Here is a 20,690-nt window from a genome sequence, read left to right as displayed (position 1 = left end):
TGCTCAATATGATAGCGAAACGGAGTATGCAAGGTTAGCCGAGGATCCCGATGAGCTCGAGTGCGCGCGCGGGCGTCAAGCATACCTCGGGCATCGCCTCCAACATGCGTCGGTCGCTCGTGATTACGTAGTCGACATCCGCCGTATCGCCCGATGCAATGATGAGATTGTCCTCAAGGTCCGGCATACGCTTGCCAAGCATACGCGCCATCTCGCATTCCGCCAACGAAAGCGGAGAAGCCGTTGCCACCTGCATCATATGCTCGATACAGGCCCATGCAGCCGGACCGAACGGAGCGTTAACCCCATTCACATTCCGCTGAGCTAGACGCCGCGGCACAATGTAGAACAGGTCCTTTGCCGTCGTTGGCGCGTACAGAAGGTCAATCTTTCCCGCCTCGGCCAACTCAATCAATCTTTTCGCCTCGTCGAACGCTCCCTCTTGCAGGTAATAATCGAGCCAAACGTTTGTGTCTACCAAGAGTCGTTTTGCCGCAATCATCGGCAATTCGCCTCTATGCCAGCGATCATCGCATCGTACATGTCGTCGCGTACGGCACCCCAGTTGTCTGCCGATGATTCAGCTGGCGCAAAATCCGCCGCGCTCAACCCCAATGAGAAAAAAGCCAGCCCGCATCCCTGCTCGGCCAGACTCTCCGCACGGGGTGCCTCGCACCTATCCTCCACCATAAATCCTGGCAACGTCTGATGCTCGACAAGGTAGGTCCAAAGCGCACGAATAGCGTCACTCGGCCCCAGCCCATTGCGAGTCAGGACCGCATCGCCGCCAGCCTTGAGCATAGGGTCGATTCGCGTGTTGAGCTGCACTGTTGCTGTTGCCATGGCGACTCCTCTCTGCTTGCTGGCAGTATAGCAAACTTGAGAGGCCACACAAAAAGAGCCCCGCCCGCGTACGGACGGAGCCCTATCAACTTTTTTCGATCGCTTGCGTCCCAAAGAGCGCTCAGCGAACTCTCTTACACGCGACTAGCGTGCCGCATCAATTGCCACTTTGCCGCTCTCCAGCACGTGGACGCGGCCGTCGGCGAGCATTTGCACGACCTCGGGATACAGCACGTGCTCAATCGCGTGGATGTGCTCCTCGAGCGTGTCGACATCCCAGCCCTCCTCGACAGCCAGCGCACGCTGGGCGATGATGGGACCGTTGTCGTAGACCTCGTTGGCAAAATGCACGGTCACGCCAGTTACCTTGACGCCGCGCGCAAAGGCATCGTCAATCGCATGCGCACCGGTAAAGCTCGGCAGCAGCGCCGGATGCAAGTTGACCACGCGGTTGGGAAACGCCGCCAACAGAGGCGTGTGCACCATGCGCATGTAGCCGGCCATGACCACATACTCGCAGCCGCGCTCGAGCAGCTCGTGCGCGATGATCTCGTCGGCGGCAATAGGGTCGGCATAGACATCCTTGGACAGCGTGAGCGTCTGGATGCCCGCGCGCTCAGCGCGCTGCAAACCCTTAGCCGAAGGACGGCTCGACACCACAAGCTCAATCGAGGCGTTGAGCTTACCGGCGGCGATCAGATCGATCAGCGCCTGCAGGTTGGTACCCGAACCGCTGATGAGCACACCGATCTTAAGCGGCTCGGCCGTATCGGTGGCGGTCGGACGGGTATAGGGCACAAAGTCCAGGCCCTCGGCGGCAGCCATCTGCTCGTTAGCGCTCATCGGAGTACACGACCTTACCGGAACCCTCGACGCACTCGCCCACGCGGAACGGCTTCTCGCCCAGCGCGACCAGGGCCTCGGTAACCGCGGCCTCGTCCTCGGGGGCGACGATCAGGCACAGGCCAACGCCCATGTTGAAGGTCTTGCATGCCTCGTTGGGGGCGAGCTCGGCCTGGCGCGACACGTAGGTGATGACGGGAGGAACGTCCCAACCCATCTCGGCGCCGTTGCGGGTGACCACGGCGTCAACGTCGTCGGCGAGCGCGCGGTTGAGGTTCTCGGTAATACCGCCGCCGGTGATGTGGGCGACAGCATGCACGTTGGCGCCGCCGCGCAGCAGCTCAAGAATCGGCTTCACATAAATGCGCGTGGGGGCCAGCAGGGCGTCAGCCAGCGAAGCGCCACCGAGCTCCTCGAGCGGACGGCTCAGCTCCTCGGCCTTAGCGGCGGCCTCGGGCGTGCCCGGCTTGATGCCGTCGACGCCGATGACCTTGCGCACGAGCGAGTAGCCGTTGGAGTGCACGCCGGTGGAAGGCAGGCCCAGGATCACGTCGCCGGGGCGGACGTTTGCGGGGTCGAGCATCTTGGGACGGTCGACGACGCCCACGGTAAAGCCGGCGAGGTCGTAGTCGGCCGGAGCCATGACGCCCGGGTGCTCGGCCATCTCGCCGCCCACGAGCGCGCAGCCCGCGAGCTTGCAGCCGTCGGCCACACCCTTGATAATCTTTGCCATGTGCTCGGCCTCTATGTGGCCAATGGCAACGTAGTCCAGGAAGAACAGCGGCTCGGCGCCCGAAGCCAAAATGTCGTTGACGCACATAGCGACCAGATCCTGGCCCACCGTCTCGTGACGGTCCATGATCTGGGCGAGCACGAGCTTGGTGCCCACGCCGTCGGTACCGCTGATCAGGATCGGGTCTTCCATATCCTTAAGCGCGGCGGCCGAGAACAGGCCGCCAAAGCCGCCGATGCCACCGATAACCTCGGAACGGTTAGTGTCCTTGACCATCTGCTTAATCGCGTCGACGGCGCGGCCGCCCTCGGCGGTATCGACGCCGGCGTCCTCGTACGTCACATGCTTGCTGTCGCCCATCTGAGCCTTCCTCTCCCACTACCGTGGCGCCGCACGGGCGCCAAACGGTGCTCATAGTTGCGTTCATTTCGGCGCGCGCCATAACAGCACGCGCCGTCATATCAACAAAACAGCAGGTAAAACCTACCAAAATAAACCTGTCCCCATATGGCAGGTTTTATGCCTCGCCGTGCTCCTCTTCCCAGCTGCGGTCGTCGTATTTCTCGATCACGGCGTCGTCGTCAAAGTGCAGCGGCTTGTCCAGGTTGCGGGGCTTAAAGCCCTCCATAAACTTGTCGCGGCCAAAGCTCTCGGGAATCGCCACGGGGTAGCGGCCGGTAAAGCACGCATCGCAGTAACCGCCCTTGGGCATGACCTTAAGCAGGCCCTCGACCGAAAGGAAGGCCAGCGAATCGGCGCCGATATACTCGCAAATCTCGTCGACCGTCTTGTTGGCGCTGATAAGCTGCGACTGCACGTCGGTATCGATACCGTAGAAGCACGGCCAGATGACCTCGGGCGAGTTGATGCGGATATGAATCTCCTTGGCGCCGGCGTTGCGCAGCATCTTGACGAGCTGCACCATGGTGGTGCCGCGCACGATGGAGTCGTCGATGACGACCAGGCGCTTGCCCTCGATGTTGTCGCGCAGCGGGTTGAGTTTCATACGCACGCCCATGGCGCGCAACTCCTGCGTAGGCTCGATAAACGTACGGCCCACGTAGCGGTTCTTGATAAGGCCCTCGCCAAAGGGAATACCGCTCTCGTGCGAATACCCCTCCGCAGGCGGCAGGCCGGAGTCGGGCACGCCGATGACCAGGTCGGCCTCGACAGGCTCCTCATGTGCCAGCTGACGACCCATGTCGTAACGGCAGGCATAGACGCTCTTGCCGTTCATGATGGAGTCGGGGCGGGCAAAGTAGACCTGCTCAAAGATGCAGTTGGCGGGCTCTTCGGCTGCAGGCACGCCCTGCTCGGATACCAGGCCCTCGGCGCTGATGCGCAAGATCTCGCCGGGACGGACGTCACGGACGTACTCGGCACCCACGATGTCGAGTGCGCAGGTCTCGGAAGCAACGACCCAGCCGCCGGCGCGCGTGACACGGACGGCGGAGTCGACCGTCGCGGCGCCGTCCTGCGACGGCAGCTGCGAAACGGCTGCGGCATCGGCCTGGTCCAGACCCTCGTCCACCAGCTTGCCCAGCACGAGCGGGCGAATGCCGTGTGGATCGCGGAATGCGTAGAGCGCCTGCTCGTTGATGAGCGTCATGGCGTAGCCGCCGCGCACGAGCTCCATGGTCTTGCGAATACCCTCGCGCAGGTGGCCCGTACGCTGGGTAAAGTAGCCGATAAGCTTGGTCGCGACCTCGGAATCCGAATTGGAGAGGAACGGCACGCCCAGCTCGATCAGCTGACGGCGCAGCTCGTCGGTGTTGACGAGGGTGCCGTTGTGCGCGAGCGCGATAATGACGCTATTGATGGTAGAGAGGTGCGGCTGAGAGGCTTCCCAGCTCTTGGCACCGGCAGTGCCGTAGCGCACATGACCCACGGCCAGCTGGCCGGAGAGCGTCGACAGGTCGGCGTTGGAGAACACGCGGTCGAGCAGGCCCAGATCTTTGCGGACCATAACCGTGCCGCCGTCACCCACGGCGATTCCAGCCGATTCCTGGCCACGGTGCTGCAGCGCACGCAGGCCAAAGTACGTCAGTCGAGCCACGTCGCGATCGGGCGCCCAGACACCAAAAACGCCGCATTCCTCATGCAGCTGGTCGGAGTCCGGATCATACGTCGACATGGCGTTCACCTGTCCCGCGGCACGCTCGGCCGCGCGGATGGTTTCTTGAGACATGGCATCCCCTCAGAGCCTCGTATTTTGGCGTTACCCGCCTTATTATACGCACGGTGCGACGCGCTCCCCAGCGCATGAGCAGCGCTTTTTAAAAGCCCACCGAGCTAATAATCCGTTTTGCGGCCAAACATTTTATCGGTCTGTCCAGCGCAAGCGCCCGCGCCCCCAGATGGCCGCCGCGTCCGCCGTTGGGGATTACAAAGTTGCAATTGGGACGTTCGTCCTGTCTTTTGGCAGGTCGGCGACGTATCCTTATAACCGACAACAAAGCGAGAAAGGTTCTGTATGGATCGAAACGAACTCGACCCCAGCGTCCCCAGCGCCACGGAGGTCAAGAAGATCCCCCTCATCATTAAGGTGTACGCCGTCCTGTGCATCCTATCCGGCGTGGGCACGCTCCCGTCGGTCGCCGCCTTTATGTGGCAGGTCATCACCGCGCTCATCAACGGCAACGCCGCTGCCAAGCTCGGCGACAACACGCTCGTCGCGGCTGGACTCATCGTCGCCGGCATCATGCTCTCTGCGGCAAGTGCCGTCATCCTGATCATCTTTGGCCTGGACCTTATCAAAAACCAGCGCCGCAACGCCGCCCGCCTGTCCTACATCCTTATTGCATTCACCGTCGTCGAGCTTTTGGTCGACGTGATGCTCCAAGGTATCGGGCTCTTCTTGCTTCGTCCCGCTATTCAGCTCGGTATCCTCATCGCGCTTTCAGCCACCGTCGATCCCACGCTGCGCCAGGAGCGCGAACTGCAGCGCCGCCTGCAGGAGATGCTCGACCGCGACGCCGCCGCCGAGGGCATGCTCGGCCGCGATGAAACCGGCGAGGGCTACATCAAGCTCAACTACTTCAACCTGTTCTGGGTATTCCTCGTCTGCTGCGTGCTCGGCCTGATCGCCGAGGACATCTGGCACATGACGGTCGACGACCCAGGCGTCTACCAGGACCGCGCCGGCATGCTGTTTGGTCCCTTCAGCCCCATCTATGGCTTTGGCGCCGTACTCATGACCATGGTGCTCAACCGCTTCTATAAAAAGAACCCCGTCATCATTTTCCTGGTAAGCGCTGTGCTCGGCGCGAGCTTTGAGGTGTTCGTGGGCTGGTTTATGCAGACCTCATTTGGCGTGGTCTCGTGGAGCTACTCGCACATGAAGCTGTTTGGCATGCCCGACCCACTCGCCGTTCTTACGGGCGGACGCACCTGCACGGGCTTTGCCTGCCTGTGGGGCCTGGGTGGCCTTATCTGGATCAAGCTGCTGTTGCCGAGGCTGCTCAAGCTCATCAACATGATTCCGTGGAAGAGTCGTTACTCGGCTACCGTCATCTTTACCGTCATTATGCTGGTCGACGGCGTCATGACGCTGCAGTCGCTCGACTACTGGTACCAGCGCGTCAACGGCACGGAGCCGGATATTCCCGTCGCGCAGTTCTACGGCAAGTATTTCGATAACGACTATATGGAGAACCGCTTCCAGAGCATGACCATGAGTCCCAAGGATGCGACGCGCGTGTAGCGCCAAGCAATGCCGAGATTTTCCAACGCACAGAAAAGCCCGCTGGCAGACTGATTTGAACTGCCAGCGGGCTTTTTGTTGGCGAGTGCTGCTGCCGGCATTACGCCTCGCGCTCGACCTCGCTCACACATTCATTTTTGATGGTACCGACGAGCGCCTGCAGCGCATCGACCACATGCGGGCGAATGTCCCCGCCAATGAGCACGAGCATGATGTCGTCGCCCACGGTAAGCTCGCCGTTCGCCAGCCACACGCGCACATAGCCGATACCCGGCATCGCGCGCGTTGCCTCGATAGCGGCCTGCACCTTTTCGGCATCGAAGCCAAACACCATGCCGCCCACCTTATGTCCAGGCGCCACACCATCTGTCTCGACCCCACGCACCTCGGACTTAGGCGTCGCACGCACCACACCGTTATGCGTCAGGTACATACCGCACGCAGATGCCGACGAATCGGCCTTGGCCTCGCGCAGCCAAGCATCAATCGAAGGCATCGGTTTGCCACTTTCAAGCATCATTTCTCCCTTTTACCGTCGTCGAGTAGCTCATTTGGGACGGGGCTTTTTAGCTACTCTTGAACAACTTATTCCTCGACCGGCGTGAGCACCATGACGGCGCGCGTATTGCTAAATGACAGCGAGCGGCAGGTCACAAGCGTTACGACCTTCGTTGCCGAAGCGGCGCGGTCGCCTGCGTCGCTCGCCACGGCAGAGGCACCGTCGAGCATCTCGGACAGGTAATTCTTCAGTCCGTCATCGCCCTCAAAGTTGGGCGTGCGCGCCTTGGCATACGTGTCCTCGACCACCTTGGTCGCCAGTGGGCGCAACTTATACGTCGCATCGCGCGTAATGTAGTACACGTATTCTATGCTGTCGAACGTCGCCTGATCGGTCGTACCCGAAATCACGTTGAACATCGAACCGTCGTTCATGTGATGACCGTAAATCGTGGTCTGCTGATCCACCATGCCCGGCGCGGTGTCGTCGCTATCCAAGAAGATGGCTCCCGAGGCATTGGCGGTGCCGTCGAACAGCGTGTTGAGGTACTTGGAGTTGTTGTTGGTCTGCACCACGGGGTAGTTGATGTTGGTGCCGGGCGCGTAAATCCAACCCACAACCTCGGGATTTGTCTGGGCAAGCGCATTGAAGTCGATAATCGGCACGCCGCTGGCGTCCTTGTCGCTCACATATTGTTTTTCGATCTTTTGATACGACTCGCTCGCCTGCTTGTAGCCAATCTGCGCGTTGATAAAGATGGCGGCCGCAGCAACGATTAGGCCGATGCCGATAATGATGAGCAAGATGGGGATAACGGAGCGACGCTTTTTGCGCGGCGTCTCGGTATAGCTCGATGGCGCGGTATGCGCCGAAGAGCGAGGTGACTTCTTGGCCGTACTGTATGACGAAGGGCGATATGCAGCAGGAGTATCCTGACGGCGATGCTTCGCCGGCGTCACGGGGCGCGGCGCGCGCGGCTGCTGAGGAGAGGATGTCCGACCCTGCTGCGGCGCGCGGGCTGCTCCCGACGTGGCTGGATCGGGAATCCGAGAAGCCGAAAAACGCTTTCCCTGATAGTCGGACATGGCTCTCCTTATGCTGCAAATGGACTGGCAGAGCGCTTAGGCGTCAGCCATCTCCTGCTTCATCTTCTCGATAACCTTGCGGTACTCGGGGTCGCAAGCGCCCAGAATCTGCGTGGCGTAGATCGCGGCATTCTTGGCGCCGTTGATGGCCACACAGGCAACGGGCACGCCCGAAGGCATCTGCACCATCGACAGTAGCGAGTCCATACCACCCAGGTCACTCGTCTTCATAGGCACGCCGATGACCGGCAGCGGCGTAAAGGCCGCCACGACACCGCCCAGGTGAGCAGCCTTGCCGGCAGCAGCGATAATCACCTTGATGCCGCGGTCAGCAGCAGTCGAGGCCCACTCATGGACCTTCGCCGGCGTACGGTGCGCGCTTGCAATCACGAGCTCATAGGGCACGCCTAGCGCCTCGAGCTCGGCGGTGCAACCTTCCATAACGCCCAGATCGGACTTGGAGCCCATGATGATCCCGACAACCGGCTTCTGATCTGCCATAAACAAAGACCTCCTGTTGAGAGCGGTGACGCGGCGAATCCGCGACCCTTAACTGCAAATAATTCAAGTATAGCCGCCGATGCTGATGTGTTCGGCGGGAGACGGAACGCTTTGCGAGATTAAGGCCGAAGGGTCGGAGCTTTCCGCCTACATTCAAAAAGCGTGCCCACCATCCTTGGGTGGGACGGCGGGCACGCTTGCTTAGCTGTTGCTGGGGCTACTTAGCCTTGCTGCGACGATGGAAGAAAGCGCCGATCGCGGCGATGATGGCGCCAAGACCACCGACGGTCGCGACGGTCGCCGCCGTCTGGTCTCCGGTATTGGGAATCGCCGAACCGTTCTTCTTGCTGCCCTGGGTCTTGTCGCCTGCGGGCTTGCCCGCCTGGTTGCCGCCGTTCGAGCCATTGCCGGAACCCTGGTTGCCCGAGCCGCCCTGATTGCCGGAATCGGCATCCTTGAGGCTCTCAATAGCCAGCTTGAGCTGGTCATAGGCCGCCTGGAGCTGGGTGTCGGAAGCATTCTCAGCACCCAAGACGTCCTCGGCGTAGGTAATGGCATCCGTCAGGGCCTTGACAGACTCGGCCGTCTTGCCCCTGGTGTCAGTCTCCTTCGCCTGCTTGACCAGGGCCTTGAGCTGCTTCTTAGTCGGTTTCTCGACCGGGGCCACCGGGGTCTTCTCGAGCGCGCCGCGGGCGCTCTCGAGCGCCCTGAGCGCCTGGTCGACCTCGTCCTGCGTGGCTTTCTCGTCGCTCAAGATGGCGCGGGCGCTCGCCAGGGCGTTCTCGAGCGCCGTCCAGGAGGCCTCGGTGTAGTCACCGGCCTTGAGGTCGCCGGCAGCAACCTCGGCATCAACCTTTTCGATCGCGGTAGCGAGATCATCCTTCGCCACCGGATCGGGGACGGCCGTACCGTAGAACTTGAGCTCCGCCATGCTGCAGTAGGCATCAACGTTGCCACCGCCGGCGTGAATCACCTTGACGGTCACGTAGCGACCGCGCGCGGCGCCAAAGCTCATCTGTTTCCAGTCGCCACGGTCGGTGAGCACGCGGCCGTCGTTGTCGAAGGCGAACGTACCCATCGACGCGGCGGTGCCCATCTCATAACCGTCGGCAGTGTCGGAGACCAGTATCTCGGCCTCGAAGATATCGCCGTTAGTGCCGCCGTCCTGGCGCGGCAGGAATGTAACGTCGGTGAGATCGTAGTCGCGGCCCAGGTCGACACTCAGATACTGGGGCATACCGGTCCCATGGGCCCAGTCGCTGTGCCAAAGCGTCCGCTCGTCGCCGTCGAGAGCGTTGACGGCGTTGCTGCCCTCGTAGTCGGCCTCACTCGAGAAGCCGGCCACCTTGACGTTCTTGCGGTTCTCGGGCGTGTTGATAAGAATCTTCTCATCGACAGGGCGCATCTTGAGGCCGTCGATTGCCTTCTCGATCTTGGCTGTGGCGTCTGCGACATCCTTCTTGCTATAGCTGCCTTGGCCGCCGTCGAGGAGCTTCTGAGCCGCCTCGACCGCAGCGGTGAGAGCTGCATAGGAATCCTTAGTGTAGACGGATTCGCTGTAGCCCGCGGCCTCGGAAAGCGCTGCCACGAGCGCAGAGGTATCGACACCAGCCTTGACCTCGACCTCATAGGATGCGGTCTTGGAGGGGTCGAGTACCGACGCCACCGTGATCTTTGCCTTGCCGGCCTTGTTGGCACGCAGGTAGTAGCTCACGCTATCGCCAGCCTGAACAGCGGAGACGCTTACCACAGAGGGGTCGGAGCTCTCGACCGTCACATAGGGGTAGCCGGCGCTCTCAGGCGTGGCCTTGGCGTCGACGAGCGTAACGTCGCCTTCAAAGAACTCGGTCTGGTTCTTGCCTAGCTCGACACCCTCGATGGCCTCGACACCCTGCGTGTAGTTGAAGTTGACCTCACGCAGTGTGAGCATCTGGTCACCCGATGCCTCAAGCGGCGTGAGGTCAACCTTGGTCGCCTTCTTGCCCTTGTTCTCGGCAGAGAGGCCAAAGGCGTAGCGAGCCCGGAAGGAATCGTACTCCCCGCCCGCGAACTCTTGGGTCGAGCCATCCTCGAACGTCACGACAGCCTTGATCTTCTGCACGGTTCCGTTGCCACCGTTGCGGTTAACGACCTCGACACTATCGAGTTTCGAAGGCGTCTTAAATGCGAATGTCATCGTGGTGGGAAGCTTCACGTAACTCGGAAGCTTACCCTCGCTGTCCCAGTTGCCGCTCCAGTTCCATAGGAACTCAAAGCCGTTGTCGCCCTCGTTATTATCGAACAGCGCGTTATAGCTCTTCTGCTGGATAAGTTTCTCGACGTTGGTCCCGTCGTCGGTCGTGAGCTCATCGTTGGTCATCGTGATGTTGAAGGCATCCTGACCGTACTCGGCGACCGTTGGCTGAGGAACATCCGGCATCGTCACCGTGCCGTCGCTCGCAAACTCAAGTGCGTCGCATGCCGGACCGATGAGCCAAGATGTCGAGGGCAGTTCGACCTTGCCGGCGGTCTTGGCCTTGAGCTTGAAACTCGCCACCGCGCCGGTACCGTTGTAGAGCTTGCCATCGCCGCGGTTGGCAAAGGCGAGATTGATAGTCTGCGTTCTGTCCGCGAACTGGACCTTCTCGCGAGACAGGTTCTCCATGCCGGCAGTCGAGCCGTCCTGCGCGATGCTCTCGGACACAAACTCGAACTGGTCGCTCTTGAAGTTGACGAGAGCGCCCAGGGCGTTGACGTTCTTGGCGTCGGCCGCATAGACATCAACGGTGATCTCATCACCGGCCTCGACCTCGGTCTTGCTCGGAATCACCGCGAGCGAACCTGCGACCTTGCCCTTTTGTTTAGTGCCGCCGTCAAGACCCGCCATGGTGAACGAGTAATCGTAGACGTCGTAAACGCCGTTATCGTTGAGGTCGGCGAAGTGGTCGCGGATCTGCGAACCGAACGTCGGGGTATCGGGCTCGCGATTCTCGAGGCCCAGATAGTTCTTCATGTTGGAGTAGTCTCCGTCGGAGATCGTGGCCTTGTTGAGGTTGGAGCCCACGGCGAAGCCATCCGTGCCGTCGGTCTTGTAGATGGCAATCTCGGACGCGGAGAAGAAATTGCCGACCGAGGCGAGCGGTGTCATGCGCACGTAACGGGCGGCCACGGTGCCGTCAAACGCTACCGTCTTACAATCAGCGGAACGTGCCCAATCGACCTCCTGGCTCGTCCAGTGGACGCCATCGAGACTCGTCTCAACACGCATCTTGGTCACAGTGCCGTTGCCGGCGTCATCGCGCGGATAGTACTCGAGCTTATCGAGCTTGTAAGCGCGTCCATAGTCAACGGTAAGCGCCTTGCCCAGATCGTTGCCACCGGAGTGGAAACCGCCGTCGCCCGACTGGAACTCATGGTCGAAGGCGAGCTCGGCCTTATGGCTGCCGTAAAGTGAGCCCTCCCAGGTGATTTGCTCGGCGTCGGGGACGTTCCGCCACGGATCGAGTGCGGAGTTCGCCTCGAGCACATCGCTCCAGGCGGAGTAACCCTCGGCGTTGCGCGAACGAATCTGGTAGGTGTGCTTGCTATTGTAGGCGAGGTCGGTGTGCGTGAACTCGGCCGCATCACCCACGGCAAACACAGTGCCGTCGACCTTAAGGTCGTAGGAGGTAGCACCATCGACCTTTCCCCAGGTGAGCTTGATGCTCGTTGGGGTCGTGACGTCCTCGGGGGCAGCAAGGTTCGTGGGTGCGGAGAGGTTCTCGTTGAGGCGATCGGCTGTGAGCGTGGCGTCGGCATTCACGAAACCGCCCAGCTCAAGCGTCTGCGCCGCTGCAGCAACATCGGTCTTCGCGAACTTGACGTAGACCTTGGGGTTCGTGGTGATCTTGGTGTTGTTAAAGCTCTCGCCCTGCTCGGCCTCGGTGCCGTCCGCATCGCTGCCGTAGTGGTTGAGGTTGGGGGTCTCGCTGTAGAAGTAGACCGCCTGGCCGGCCTCGGGGGTCGCGGCGTCAAAGGTCTCCTGCGAGTCGACCTCAACCACGTTGAGTGCGGATCCGCCGTTCTTGGCGACAACGCTCGTGGGCTTGGCGGACACATTGGCCACGAAGGTCGTGGTGCGGTTGGAGTCGTAGCCGTTGTAGCCGCCCTTCGAGGCCTCGGCGGTAAAGGTCGCGGTGCCACCTGCGGCCTTGGAGCTGTAGACGGTGCTCACATGCTCACCGTAGGAGATATTGTCGATCGTGCCGTAGGAATCGTCCTCAGTCGTGTTGTTTTCGATGGAGGAGCCGTCGTCCTCGTACTGCGTAAAGGTGCCGTCGCCCTCGGTGGCGAAGAACTCGACGATACGCTGGCTACGGTCGGTACCCTTGGTGTTGGTGTCGCTCACGGCCTCGGGGTTGTTGTTCTCGGCGTACATCGGCACGATAGCGTTGGCCTTCACAAACAGCGGCAGCTTCCAAAGCGGAGCCTCGTAATTGTTGAGAACCTGGCCGCCGCGATACTGCTTACCCGAGAAGTAGTCGATCCAGATGGTGGGATCCTCCTCGGTGCCGTAGTTGGGGAGGTAAATCCCATTGCGAATGTCGTTGCCGTTCTCGTCTGCCTGGGTATCCTGATACACCGGTGCCACTAGGAAGTTCTCACCGAACATATACTGGTACTGCGTCGAAGTGCTTGCGGCGTACTCGGAGTTGTCGGAAAGCAGCATGGCGCGGATCATGGGCAGGCCGGCATCGCCGTTACCCGTGTCGATGTTGGCCGCCGAGGCCGCGCTCGTGTAGATATAGGGCATGAGCTGCGCCTTGAGCTTGAGGTAGAAGCGCGAGATGCCTGTGTAGGGATCGCCGTGCGTCATGGGCGATTTACGGTAGGTGCCCCAACCGTCCATGTCAAGCATAGAGGGCGTGAACGTCTTCCACTGGTAGTCACGCGCAGAGATGATGGGGTCGCCGCCAAAGATGCCATCCATGTCGGAGCCGATGTTGGGGTTGCCCGAAAGACTCTGACCGATATACGTGGGGATATGGAAGCGAATGTACTCCCAGTTACCGCCATACTGGTCGCCGGTCCAAATGCCACCAAAGCGCTGCGTGCCGGCCCAACCATCGAGCGTGATGATGTTGGGGCGCTTGTTAGCGCCGGTCGTCACCGTGTCATAAGCTGTCTTGATGCCATTAAGACCAAAGGAGTAGCCAGATCCAACCCAGGCAACGTCGGTCTTAAGGGTAGTGATGCCTCCCGTCTTGACCTCGGCGTCGAAGTCGCGAAGCAGATGCCACGGGGTCTCAGGGTTGCTGTCGGGCTCAAGGTTGGACTGGGTCCACAAGCCCGTGCTCACACCCTTGGAGTTGGCATACTCGGTGAACTTCTTAAGGTTGTCGACATTGGCACGCACAGCGTTAAGACGGTCGGCCGAGCTCGCTCCGTCGGAGTTGACGCCGCCGGTCTTGTAGTAACCGTTCTGGCCATAGCCGGCGCCGTAACCGTCGTTCGGCAGGAACCAGCCGAGCGGCATGTCGTTGTCCTCGTAGTCATCGATAACCTGACGAGCAGAGAACTGGCGGTCGAAATCGGTCGCTTTCATGTTCTCGGTATCAACCGTAGGGCCCTCACCGTTGAGCGTCTCGGCCGCAAGTGTGCCGTCGAGCTTGTAGCCCGTCGACATGCCAGACTCGTACTTAACGTCGCCCTTCTCGCTCGAGGACTTGCTGCCCTTGGTCTCCCACTTCTTTTGACCCGAGGTCGTTGACCAGCCATCACGGTTATAGGCATTAAGATGACCAAGGTAGAACCCGTACTCGGGCAGCAGTACCGGGTTACCGGTCACCTTGTAGTAGTCCTGCAGCATCTCGGTTGCCACGTTCGAAGCGCCCTCGTTGGTCGCCACGAAGTAGTAGGCATCAAACTCATTCTCGCTGTGCAAAGTCGTGACCGTCGATGAGTCCGTGGAACCGAAGTCGTAGGAACCCTCTGCAAACGTGTTTCGGAGTACGCCGTAGCCGTCACTCGTCCAATAAAACGGGTTGGGCGAGGCAACGCCGCCATCAGTCCAGTTGTTCGTGTTGGAGATGGCGATGGTCTGGTTGGTGTGCAGGAAGCGTCCGTTCTGGGTGCCGCCGCCAAAGAAGTTCTCGGACTTCTCCTTGGCGAGCGTCTGGACGGTACCCTTCTTATCAAGGTCGAGGGACGCGGACTCGGAAACCACGACACGGTCGCCTGACTTGATACTCATCTTGCCAGTCGCCTTGTCCAGGATCACGGTCGCCTTTCCGCCGGTGATCTCGATAGTGTCGCCCTTGTCGGCAACCGTCGCGCTCGGCTTGCTGTAGGTGTCCGAGGTATCGGGCTGAGCCTGGATTTTAGCCGTGTGGGACTTACTGCGCGGTGTGGCGTAATCGGAAAACTCACCCTTGGGGTCGACGTTATAACGGAAAATACCGTCCTCGAGGAACGTAATACGGCCCTTGATGCCGTCAGCGAAATCGATGTCGACGACATTCGAGGCAGACTGGGACACGGTCGCTGAGTCGACGCCCTTGAGTGGCGTGGCAATCGCCTGCTGGGGATTGGCAAACACGAGCGTCGCTGCAGTGGCAACGAGGACCGCGCTTCCCTTCACCCACCGTTTCGTAAAAATGGAATTCCTGCGCACCTGGGCTCCTTTCTTCCGACATGCCGAGGACGCCCCCCCCCCGGCAGCATGGGAAAACGTATCAAACGGGGATGTTCGGTACATTCCGCACAATGGGGCCACCCGTTACCAAGGGGCCAACTGGTAGTAACCAGATAGCCACCTACTAGGTCATATCAATATATGGGAGCACTTGCGCAACCAAGTTCGGAATTCTCCCAGCGGCAGTAAAATGAGCGTCAACGACAAGGTGGGCTTAATAAGCCATACCAATTGGTTCTTCAGTCAAATACCAATCTAGCAAAAATGTACTGTTTATCTGGTATTACACAGACCATACCTTTCCCTCGGGAACTGGGCTTCGCGAAGTTTCCCGAGGGAAAGGCTCAGCCGCCACCCTGCGACCTACCGGATATTGCCATGACGTACGTTGACTGATTTGGTTTGGAAAAAGGTTGATGGAGAGTGATGGGCAGTTAGTTCAGATACGTATAATTTGGCCGTGGCCTTGGGCACAAAATTGCCGCTTGGAAGCCGACGCGGACCCAATATTGGGCCGTTCCCGGCTTGGCTGAGCATCTTGATCGATTCAGATTGCCAAAAGTAGGCCGAATGAGTCCAAATCGATCTTCTCCTACTCTCTAATAAATACGAATTTGAACTAACTGTCCAGAGGCGTCCTCGACTAACAGTAAAAAGGCCTCCATACAAAACGTGGGCCCTGCCGCTCGAACGAACGGCAGGGCCCACACTCATTTTCTATTTAGCCCTAGTCATCGCACAAAGCCCCTTCGGCAGCACACGGTGCAACCGAGTCACCGTAGGCCGGGGCGGGAGGCGGTCCTTTCTCTCGGAAAACTTCGCGAAGCCCAGTTTCCGAGAGAAAGTGTCCGGCTGCCGCCCCGGCCGACCAGGTCACATTACACCGTGTGCTGCGGCAGGTCCTGCAGGGCGATGACGTCCATGCCCATGTCGTTGGCGCTGCCGTGACCCTGCTGGTCCTCACGCACCGCCTCGATGGCACTCACGTACGTGTTGGCGGCAGACATCGCGGTCACGCAGGTCACACCGCGTCGCACTGCCTCGGTGCGCAGCAGATAGCCGTCGCCGCGCGAGCCCGGACCGTACGGCGTGTTGATGATCACCGCGATCTTGCCATCGGCGATGAGGTCGCCGATGTTGGGGCGCTCGCCGTCGTGCGGGCCGCTAATCTTCTCCACGATCTCGCACGTCACGTTGCCTCCACGCAGCACGCGCGCCGTACCCTCGGTAGAGCAGATGTCAAAGCCCAGATAGCGCAGGATACGGGCGACCGAAAGGATATGGCGCTTGTCGCGGTCGCACACGCTAATGAACACCTTGCCGCAACTCGGGTCGGGCAGCTTGTAGTCGATCGCCAGCTGCGTCTTGGCGTATGCCTCGGGATAGCTCTTGGCGATACCCATGACCTCGCCCGTCGACTTCATCTCGGGCCCCAGGATGACGTCGGCGCCCGGGAAACGGCCCCAGGGCATAACGGCTTCCTTCATGCAGAACCAGTCCAGCTGACGCTCATCGCTCGGCAGGCCCAAGCTCGCGATGGAATCGCCCGCCATGATACGCGCCGCGCACTTGGCCAGCGGCACGCCGGTGGCCTTGGAGATAAACGGCACGGTACGGCTGGCACGCGGGTTGGCCTCGATCACGTAGACGGTCTCACCCTTGATGGCATACTGCACGTTGACCAGGCCGCGTACGCCCAGCGCCATCGCGATGCGGCGCGTGGTCTCGCGGAGCTTCGCCTGCAGGCTCTCGCTAAAGCTAAACGGCGGAATGCAGGTCGCAGAGTCGCCGGAGTGAATACCGGCCTCCTCAATATGTTCCAGGATGCCGCCGATGTAGACCTCTTCGCCGTCGCACAGGGCATCGACATCGGACTCAATCGCACCCTCCAGGAAGCGGTCGAGGTACACCGGGTAGTCGGGGCTAATGCGCGCAGCCTCGGCCATGTAATCGCGTAGATGCCCGGCATCGTAGGCGATCATCATGCCGCGGCCACCCAGCACGTAGCTCGGACGCACCAGCAGCGGGTAGCCGATGTGCGCGGCCACGGCCTCGGCCTCCTCAAACGAGGTGGCCTGACCCGCCGGCGGGTACATAATGCCCAGCTTGTCGAGTAGGGCGGCAAAGCGCTCGCGGTCCTCGGCAAAGTCGATGGCGTCGGGCTTTGTGCCCATAATGTTGACGCCGCTCTCCTCGAGCATGCGCGCCAGTTTAAGCGGGGTCTGGCCGCCGAGCGTCACCACGACGCCGTCGGGGCGCTCGACATCGATAACGTCCATGACGTCCTCGTAGGTGAGCGGCTCAAAGTACAGACGGTCGGACGTGTCATAGTCGGTCGAGACGGTCTCGGGATTGCAGTTGACCATGATGGTCTCGAAGCCGCGGGCCGCCAGCGCGTAGCTCGCGTGCACGCAGCAGTAATCGAACTCGATACCCTGGCCAATGCGGTTGGGGCCGGCGCCCAGGATCATCGCCTTGGGCTTGTCCGCCGGCGTGGTCTCGTCGGGAGCCACGCACTTCTTGGCATCCGGGCTCGTGCGGTAGATGTTCTCGTACGTCTTGTAGTGGTACTCCGTGGCGCTCGAAAACTCCGCAGCGCAGGTATCGACCGTCTTCATGCTGGGAACCACGCCCAGACCCTTGCGATAGGCGCGCACAAAGCGCTCGTCCGAGCCGGTCAGCGCGGCAATCTCGGCGTCGCTCGTGCCGTACTGCTTGAGCAGGCGCATCGCGTCGGCGTCGATATCCTCCACACGCAGGCCGCGGATGCTCTCCTGGACCTGCACCATGTCGTTGATACGGTTGAGGTACCACGGATCGATACCGCAGATGGCATGGATGTGGGCGATGTCCCAGCCACGGCGCAGGGCCTCGACCACAAAGAAGATGCGGTGCTCGGTCGGGGTTGCCACGGCCTGAGCGAGCTCATCGTCGCTCAGCTTGTCGGCACCCTCCTTGCCACCGGCGCAGATGCCCTGGTGACCGTCCTCCAGTGAGCGCATGGCCTTGCCGAAGGCCTCCTCAAAGGTGCGGCCGATCGCCATAATCTCGCCCACGGCCTTCATGCGCGTGGTGAGCGTGGGGTCGGTACCCTTAAACTTCTCGAAGGCAAAGCGCGGCACCTTGACCACACAGTAGTCGATCGTGGGCTCAAAGCAGGCGGGCGTTGCCTTGGTGATGTCGTTGACGATCTCGTCGAGCGTGTAGCCCACGGCCAGGCGAGCGGCGGCCTTGGCGATGGGGAAGCCCGTGGCCTTGGAGGCCAGTGCGGACGAACGGCTCACGCGCGGGTTCATCTCGATGACGATCAGACGGCCGGTCTGGGGGTTCACGGCAAACTGCACGTTGGAGCCGCCGGTCTCGACGCCAATCTTCTCCAGAATGGCGAGCGACGCGACACGCATGCGCTGGTACTCAAGGTCGGAGAGGGTCTGCGCTGGCGCCACGGTGATGGAGTCGCCGGTGTGCACGCCCATGGGGTCGAGGTTCTCGATGGAGCACACGATGATGCCGTTGCCGGCGTGGTCGCGCATGACCTCCATCTCATACTCTTTCCAACCCTCGATGGACTCCTCGACCAGCACCTCATGGGCAGGCGAGAGCTCAAGGCCCTGGCTCACGATGGAGACGAGCTCCTCGTGGGTATGCGCGATGCCGCCGCCGGCGCCACCGAGGGTAAAGCTCGGACGCAGTACGCAGGGATATCCCACGCGCTCGGCGATAGCCTCGGCGTCGGCCACGCTGTAGGCATAGCCCGAGCGCGCGACCTCCAGGCCGATCTCGGCCATGGCCTCGTTAAAGAGTTTGCGGTCCTCGCCGCGCTCGATAGCGGCCAGGTCGCAGCCGATCATCTCGACGCCGTACTTGTCGAGCGTGCCGTCCTTTGCCAGCTCGACGGCGGCGTTCAGACCGGTCTGGCCGCCCAGCGTGGGCAGCAGCGCGTCCGGGCGCTCTTTCTTGATCACGCGCTCGATAAACTCGGCGGTGATAGGCTCAACATAGGTGCGGTCGGCCAAGCCCGGGTCGGTCATGATGGTCGCCGGATTGGAGTTGACCAGGATGACCTCAAAGCCATCCTCCTTGAGCACCTTGCAGGCCTGGGCGCCGGAGTAGTCGAACTCGCAGGCCTGGCCAATAACGATGGGGCCCGAACCAATAACGAGGATGCGCTTGATGTCAGTACGTTTAGGCATGTTAGTTCTCCTCGGTCGCAGCGTTCTCGGACTCGGCGAAATTCCAGCCGGCGAGGCGGTCCTTCGCGGTGTCGATGTCCAGGTAGTTCTCCTCGCCGTCCATGAGTCGCGTAAAGGCGGTAAAGAGATAGTGGGCATCGGTGGGGCCGGGCGAAGCCTCGGGGTGGTACTGGACCGAGAAACACGGGGCGTCGAGCAGCTGGATGCCCTCGGCGGTGCCGTCGTTGAGGTTCACATGTGTCAGGCGAATGCGACCAAAGCGCTCGTTCATCACGACCGGCGCGACGCCGCGACGCACCCAGGCGCGCAGGTCGCCATCGGCCGCATGCTCGGTTTCGCCGCCGGAAAGCTCCGGAATCAGTTTGCCCAGACTGGGGAACAGCAGGCCAAAGCCGTGGTTTTGCGCGGTGATCTCCACGCGACGGCTCACCAGATTCATAACCGGCTGGTTACCGCCACGGTGACCGAATTTAAGCTTTTCCATTTGGGCGCCGCAGGCCAAGCTGATCATCTGGTGACCCAGGCAAATACCAAAGACCGGCACCTTGCCGATCAGCTGCTGCACCTGCTCGTAGGTCTCCACCACGGCATCGGGGTCGCCGGGGCCGTTGGACAAAAAGACGCCATCAGGATTCATGTCGAGCACCTGCTGGGCGGGCGTATCCCACGGCACGACGGTGAGGTCGCAGCCGGCACGGACCAGGCCCTCCAGAATACCGCGCTTCACACCGCAGTCGTAGGCGACCACTTTGTGACGGGCGGGAGCAGCAGGAGCCAGCGCAAAGTCATGCGTGGCAGGCAGGTCGGCGGCCACAAACTCGTGAGGCGCGGGGCAACTTACGGTCTTGACCAGGTTCTCGCCTACCAGCGTGGGCGCTGCGGCCAGACGCTCGGCAAGCTCGTCGACGTCGAAGATCTCGGTCGAGATAATGCCCATCTTGGAGCCGTTGTCGCGCAGGTGGCGCACCAGAGCGCGGGTGTCGACGCCCTCGATAGCGACGATGCCGTGAGCGCGCAGGTACTCCGGCACGCTGACGGCCGAGCGCCAGTTAGAAGGCGTGGCGCACATGTCGCGAACGATCATGCCACGCATGGCCGGAGCGCTCGCAGGGCGCACGGCGCCGCCGGGGAAGGCCGACTGGACATCGGTCTCGTCGATACCGTAGTTGCCGATCTGCGGATAGGTCATGGTTACGATTTGGCCGGCATAGCTCGGGTCGGTCATGACCTCAAAGTAGCCCTCGAGCGAGGTGTTGAAGCAGACTTCGCCGGTCGCGGTGCCCTCGGCGCCGCATGCGCGTCCATAAAAAATGGTCCCATCCTCAAGATACAGGGTGCAGGGACCGCAAGCGCCCTTGCTGGTTTTGGCCAGCATACGCTGGCACAGCTCGCTGGGCGCGATGGTGCGGGCGGCAGCGCCCGCAATATGGTTGTTCGCCATAGTTCTCCTTCCCGGTCTCACAGGACCGGCTTAAAGGTGTGCAGTTAGGCCTCGCGGTATTGTAACCGCAAGCATGCCTCATGGCGTTAATTTCATCGAAATGTTTACGAAATGATAATTATGACTTTCTATGCATAATGATTTTTTAATCCCCATTACAGTTTGAGTCGTCCGAAAGGGCGGCTCTTTTCCGTTGC

12 protein-coding genes are annotated in these 20,690 nt (G+C 61.0%); 1 reads left to right on the top strand and 11 read right to left on the bottom strand.

The window, feature by feature from the left end; all coding sequences use genetic code 11:
* Positions 1–34: 34 nt before the first annotated feature.
* The 5 genes from DWZ15_RS07050 to purF form a co-directional block, all read right to left on the bottom strand.
* On the bottom strand, positions 35–502 hold the full coding sequence (locus DWZ15_RS07050) for a PIN domain-containing protein (RefSeq protein WP_199574312.1): 468 nt from the start codon (positions 500–502) through the stop codon (positions 35–37).
* Complete coding sequence (locus tag DWZ15_RS07045) at positions 499–843, bottom strand: type II toxin-antitoxin system RelB/DinJ family antitoxin (protein ID WP_117776588.1); 345 nt, start codon at positions 841–843, stop codon at positions 499–501. Before DWZ15_RS07045 ends, DWZ15_RS07050 begins: the two co-directional genes overlap by 4 nt.
* Before the next feature lie 144 nt (positions 844–987).
* Positions 988–1,686, bottom strand: coding sequence for a phosphoribosylglycinamide formyltransferase (purN, locus tag DWZ15_RS07040; RefSeq protein WP_117862818.1), 699 nt, complete (start codon positions 1,684–1,686; stop codon positions 988–990).
* Positions 1,676–2,779 carry a phosphoribosylformylglycinamidine cyclo-ligase gene (gene purM / locus DWZ15_RS07035; protein WP_118450142.1) on the bottom strand — a complete coding sequence of 368 codons (1,104 nt, stop codon included), beginning with the start codon at positions 2,777–2,779 and terminating at the stop codon, positions 1,676–1,678. The genes purN and purM overlap by 11 nt, the downstream gene beginning before the upstream one ends.
* 157 nt (positions 2,780–2,936) lie before the next feature.
* A complete protein-coding gene (purF, locus tag DWZ15_RS07030; RefSeq protein WP_118450140.1) occupies positions 2,937–4,607 on the bottom strand; it encodes an amidophosphoribosyltransferase in 1,671 nt (556 codons plus the stop codon).
* Positions 4,608–4,892: 285 nt separating this feature from the next.
* Here purF and DWZ15_RS07025 point away from each other — a divergent pair, with 285 nt between their 5' ends.
* On the top strand, positions 4,893–6,122 hold the full coding sequence (locus DWZ15_RS07025; protein WP_118450138.1) for a putative ABC transporter permease: 1,230 nt from the start codon (positions 4,893–4,895) through the stop codon (positions 6,120–6,122).
* 100 nt (positions 6,123–6,222) lie between these two features.
* Here DWZ15_RS07025 and DWZ15_RS07020 read toward each other — a convergent pair whose 3' ends face one another.
* From DWZ15_RS07020 to carA, 6 genes are all read right to left on the bottom strand, one after another.
* Complete coding sequence (locus tag DWZ15_RS07020; RefSeq protein WP_233544662.1) at positions 6,223–6,642, bottom strand: molybdenum cofactor biosynthesis protein MoaE; 420 nt, start codon at positions 6,640–6,642, stop codon at positions 6,223–6,225.
* A 65-nt stretch (positions 6,643–6,707) separates the two neighbouring features.
* The gene (locus DWZ15_RS07015) at positions 6,708–7,706 is read right to left on the bottom strand and encodes a class B sortase (protein ID WP_118450136.1); all 999 of its coding nucleotides are present in this window, start codon (positions 7,704–7,706) and stop codon (positions 6,708–6,710) included.
* 36 nt (positions 7,707–7,742) lie between these two features.
* On the bottom strand, positions 7,743–8,207 hold the full coding sequence (gene purE, locus DWZ15_RS07010) for a 5-(carboxyamino)imidazole ribonucleotide mutase (protein WP_006235810.1): 465 nt from the start codon (positions 8,205–8,207) through the stop codon (positions 7,743–7,745).
* 217 nt (positions 8,208–8,424) lie between these two features.
* Positions 8,425–14,805, bottom strand: a complete 6,381-nt coding sequence (locus tag DWZ15_RS07005; protein WP_158572513.1) for a discoidin domain-containing protein — start codon at positions 14,803–14,805, stop codon at positions 8,425–8,427.
* A 932-nt stretch (positions 14,806–15,737) separates the two neighbouring features.
* Positions 15,738–19,052 (bottom strand): carbamoyl-phosphate synthase large subunit, encoded by a 3,315-nt coding sequence (gene carB / locus DWZ15_RS07000; RefSeq protein WP_117564030.1) that lies wholly within the window; start codon positions 19,050–19,052, stop codon positions 15,738–15,740.
* Between the two features lies 1 nt (position 19,053).
* A complete protein-coding gene (gene carA, locus DWZ15_RS06995) occupies positions 19,054–20,493 on the bottom strand; it encodes a glutamine-hydrolyzing carbamoyl-phosphate synthase small subunit (protein ID WP_118450132.1) in 1,440 nt (479 codons plus the stop codon).
* Between the last annotated feature and the right edge of the window lie 197 nt (positions 20,494–20,690).

Source organism: Collinsella sp. AF29-7AC, from assembly GCF_003475665.1.
Lineage (GTDB): Bacteria > Actinomycetota > Coriobacteriia > Coriobacteriales > Coriobacteriaceae > Collinsella.
The sequence above is the reverse complement of the archived record's forward strand: the minus strand, read 5'-3'. Positions and strand labels throughout refer to the sequence as shown.

Coding starts and splice junctions, on each gene's coding strand:
- DWZ15_RS07025 (WP_118450138.1), top strand. CDS start 4,893: ATGGATCGAAACGAACTCGACCCCAGCGTCCCCAGCGCCACGGAGGTC.
- DWZ15_RS07045 (WP_117776588.1), bottom strand. CDS start 843: ATGGCAACAGCAACAGTGCAGCTCAACACGCGAATCGACCCTATGCTC.
- purE (WP_006235810.1), bottom strand. CDS start 8,207: ATGGCAGATCAGAAGCCGGTTGTCGGGATCATCATGGGCTCCAAGTCC.
- DWZ15_RS07015 (WP_118450136.1), bottom strand. CDS start 7,706: ATGTCCGACTATCAGGGAAAGCGTTTTTCGGCTTCTCGGATTCCCGAT.
- purM (WP_118450142.1), bottom strand. CDS start 2,779: ATGGGCGACAGCAAGCATGTGACGTACGAGGACGCCGGCGTCGATACC.
- DWZ15_RS07020 (WP_233544662.1), bottom strand. CDS start 6,642: ATGATGCTTGAAAGTGGCAAACCGATGCCTTCGATTGATGCTTGGCTG.
- carA (WP_118450132.1), bottom strand. CDS start 20,493: ATGGCGAACAACCATATTGCGGGCGCTGCCGCCCGCACCATCGCGCCC.
- carB (WP_117564030.1), bottom strand. CDS start 19,052: ATGCCTAAACGTACTGACATCAAGCGCATCCTCGTTATTGGTTCGGGC.
- DWZ15_RS07050 (WP_199574312.1), bottom strand. CDS start 502: ATGATTGCGGCAAAACGACTCTTGGTAGACACAAACGTTTGGCTCGAT.
- purF (WP_118450140.1), bottom strand. CDS start 4,607: ATGTCTCAAGAAACCATCCGCGCGGCCGAGCGTGCCGCGGGACAGGTG.
- purN (WP_117862818.1), bottom strand. CDS start 1,686: ATGAGCGCTAACGAGCAGATGGCTGCCGCCGAGGGCCTGGACTTTGTG.